The organism is Paracoccus luteus (genome assembly GCF_004522155.1).
GTDB classification, from domain to species: Bacteria; Pseudomonadota; Alphaproteobacteria; order Rhodobacterales; family Rhodobacteraceae; genus Paracoccus; species Paracoccus luteus.
In genome coordinates, this window is sequence record NZ_SDEA01000024.1 from 1 (window position 1) to 2500 (window position 2500).

Genomic DNA, 2500 nt, shown 5'->3' on the forward strand with positions numbered 1-2500 from the left:
TCAGCGCGACGTCTCGATTGACGATCAGTTCAGGGTCTGCCGGCAGCTGATTGCGCGGGAAGGGTGGAACGAAGGCGAGGTCTATACAGACGCAGCGATCTCCGGTGCGACGTTGCTGCGGCCGGGCTACCAGCGCATGCTGGAGGACGCGCGGGCTGGACGATTCGACGTCATCGTGGCCGAAAGCCTCGATCGAGTCAGCCGCGACCAGGAACATATCGCGGCCTTCTACAAGCAAACGAGCTTTTGCGGCATCCCGGTGATCACCCGTGCCGAAGGCGAGATCTCGGAACTTCATATCGGCCTGAAGGGGACGATGTCCGCCCTCGTCCTGAAGGATCTGGGCCAGAAAACCCACCGCGGGCTTGAAGGCCTGATCAACGCTGGCAAGTCGGCAGGCGGAAAGTCTTATGGTTATCGGGTGGTGAAGGGAACAGATGCACAGGGCAACCCCGTGACCGGGGAACTTGAGCTGGTGCCGGAGGAAGTGAAAGTCATCCACCGCATCTTTGTGGAGTATGCGGCTGACAAGAGCGCTCGCGCCATTGCCGCTTTGAACCAGGAGGACGTGCCCGCGCCGCGGGGAGGCAGTTGGAGCTTCTCGACCATCAGCGGGAACTGGAAGCGTGGCACCGGCATCCTGAACAACGAACTCTACATCGGTCGGCGGCTCTGGAACCGGCAGCGCTTCATAAAGGATCCGCTCACCGGCAAGCGCCAGGCGCGCATGAACCCGGCGGCCGGACGGGTGATCGTCGAGGTGCCGGAATTTCGGATCATTGATGATGATCTGTGGGCTGCGGTGAAGGCTCGCCAAGGTGTGCTTCGGACGGCCCTGCTGAGAACCGACGGCGATCATCGACCCGAACAGGCCCGCAGGCCGCGCTACCTGCTGTCAGGCCTCGTCACCTGTGCGTGCTGCGGATCAAGCTACATTATCGTGGGACAGGCGCGCTATGGTTGCGCCTCAGCGCGCAATCGAGGCGTGGCGGTCTGCGAAAACCGCCGGACGATTTCCCAGAAGGAACTGGAAGACCGCGTTCTGGGCGGTCTCCGGGAGAAACTGATGCACCCGGACCTCGTGAGCGAGTTCGTGGCCGAGTATCAGCGTGAACAGAACCGTCTCCGCAGGAAGCGTGGAGAGCGCCTGGCAGATCTCCAACGTGAACTTGCACAGGTAGAAGACAAGATCGCCAACATGATCACCGCGATTATTGACGGCCTCTATCTTCCCAGCATGAAGGCGTCGATGGAGACACTCGAAGCACGAAAGGCAGAGATCGCGACGGAGCTTGCAGGTTCTTCGCAGGATCCGGTGCGCCTGCATCCTGCGATGATAGCCGTTTATGAGCGCAAAGTGGGCGACCTGATTGCCGCCCTGAATACACCGGATTGCCGCGAGGAAGCCGCCGAGATCTTGCGCGGGCTGATTTCGGAGGTTCGGGCGGCGCCTGAGGGCAACAGCGGACTGGCGCTGGAACTGGCCGGCGACCTGGCGGGAATCCTCGGCCTCTGCACCAATGACAAAGCCCTGCGAGAGGATCGCAGGGCTTCGAGTCAACTGACGATGGTTGCGGGGACAGGATTTGAACCTGTGACCTTCAGGTTATGAGCCTGACGAGCTACCGGGCTGCTCTACCCCGCGCCAATTTTGTCCGATCGTGGTTTTCATCGTTTCGGAGAGATTTGCGTTTCTTTCCAGGTCTGGCGGTGACCTACTCTCCCACGTCTTGAGACGCAGTACCATTGGCGCGACGGCGCTTAACGGCCGAGTTCGGGATGGGATCGGGTGTTTCGCTCGTGCTATGGCCACCAGACCGGGGAAGAAACGCTCAGCGTCGGCCCATTTGGGCCTGCATTGTCCAAGTTGCTTTTGATGGGATCGGACAGAGGGTCTGTCTTCTTCCGGATCAAATCAAGCCAATCGAGCCATTAGTACCGGTCAACTGAACGCGTTACCGCGCTTACATCTCCGGCCTATCGACGTGGTGGTCTTCCACGGCTCTCGAGGGATACCTTGTTTTGAGGGGGGCTTCACGCTTAGATGCCTTCAGCGTTTATCCTGTCCGTTCATAGCTACCCAGCACTGCCGTTGGCACGACAACTGGTCCACCAGTGGAACGTTCACCCCGGTCCTCTCGTACTAGGGGCAACTCCTCTCAAGTATCCTACACCCACGGCAGATAGGGACCGAACTGTCTCACGACGTTCTAAACCCAGCTCACGTACCTCTTTAAACGGCGAACAGCCGTACCCTTGGGACCTGCTCCAGCCCCAGGATGAGATGAGCCGACATCGAGGTGCCAAACGATGCCGTCGATATGGACTCTTGGGCATCATCAGCCTGTTATCCCCAGCGTACCTTTTATCCGTTGAGCGATGGCCCTTCCACTCGGGACCACCGGATCACTATGGCCGTCTTTCGACTCTGCTCGACGTGTCAGTCTTGCAGTCAGGCTGGCTTCTGCCATTGCACTCAACGAGCGATTTCCGACCGCTC

At 59.7% G+C, this 2500-nt stretch carries 1 protein-coding gene, 1 tRNA gene and 2 rRNA genes (1 of these 4 cut by a window edge); 1 reads left to right on the forward strand and 3 read right to left on the reverse strand.

Annotation, left to right across the window (positions count from 1 at the left end; genetic code table 11):
* Positions 1–16: 16 nt before the first annotated feature.
* Positions 17–1612, forward strand: a complete 1596-nt coding sequence (locus EPA64_RS16010; RefSeq protein ID WP_281278594.1) for a recombinase family protein — start codon at positions 17–19, stop codon at positions 1610–1612.
* Here the strand turns inward: EPA64_RS16010 and EPA64_RS16015 are convergent.
* From EPA64_RS16015 to EPA64_RS16025, 3 genes are all read right to left on the reverse strand, one after another.
* Positions 1569–1645, reverse strand: a tRNA-Met gene (locus EPA64_RS16015). The two genes, EPA64_RS16010 and EPA64_RS16015, sit on opposite strands and share 44 nt — an antisense overlap.
* 57 nt (positions 1646–1702) lie before the next feature.
* Positions 1703–1817: ribosomal RNA gene (gene rrf / locus EPA64_RS16020) — 5S ribosomal RNA — on the reverse strand.
* Positions 1818–1911: 94 nt separating this feature from the next.
* A 23S ribosomal RNA gene (locus EPA64_RS16025) occupies positions 1912–2500 on the reverse strand (it continues 2257 nt past the right edge of the window).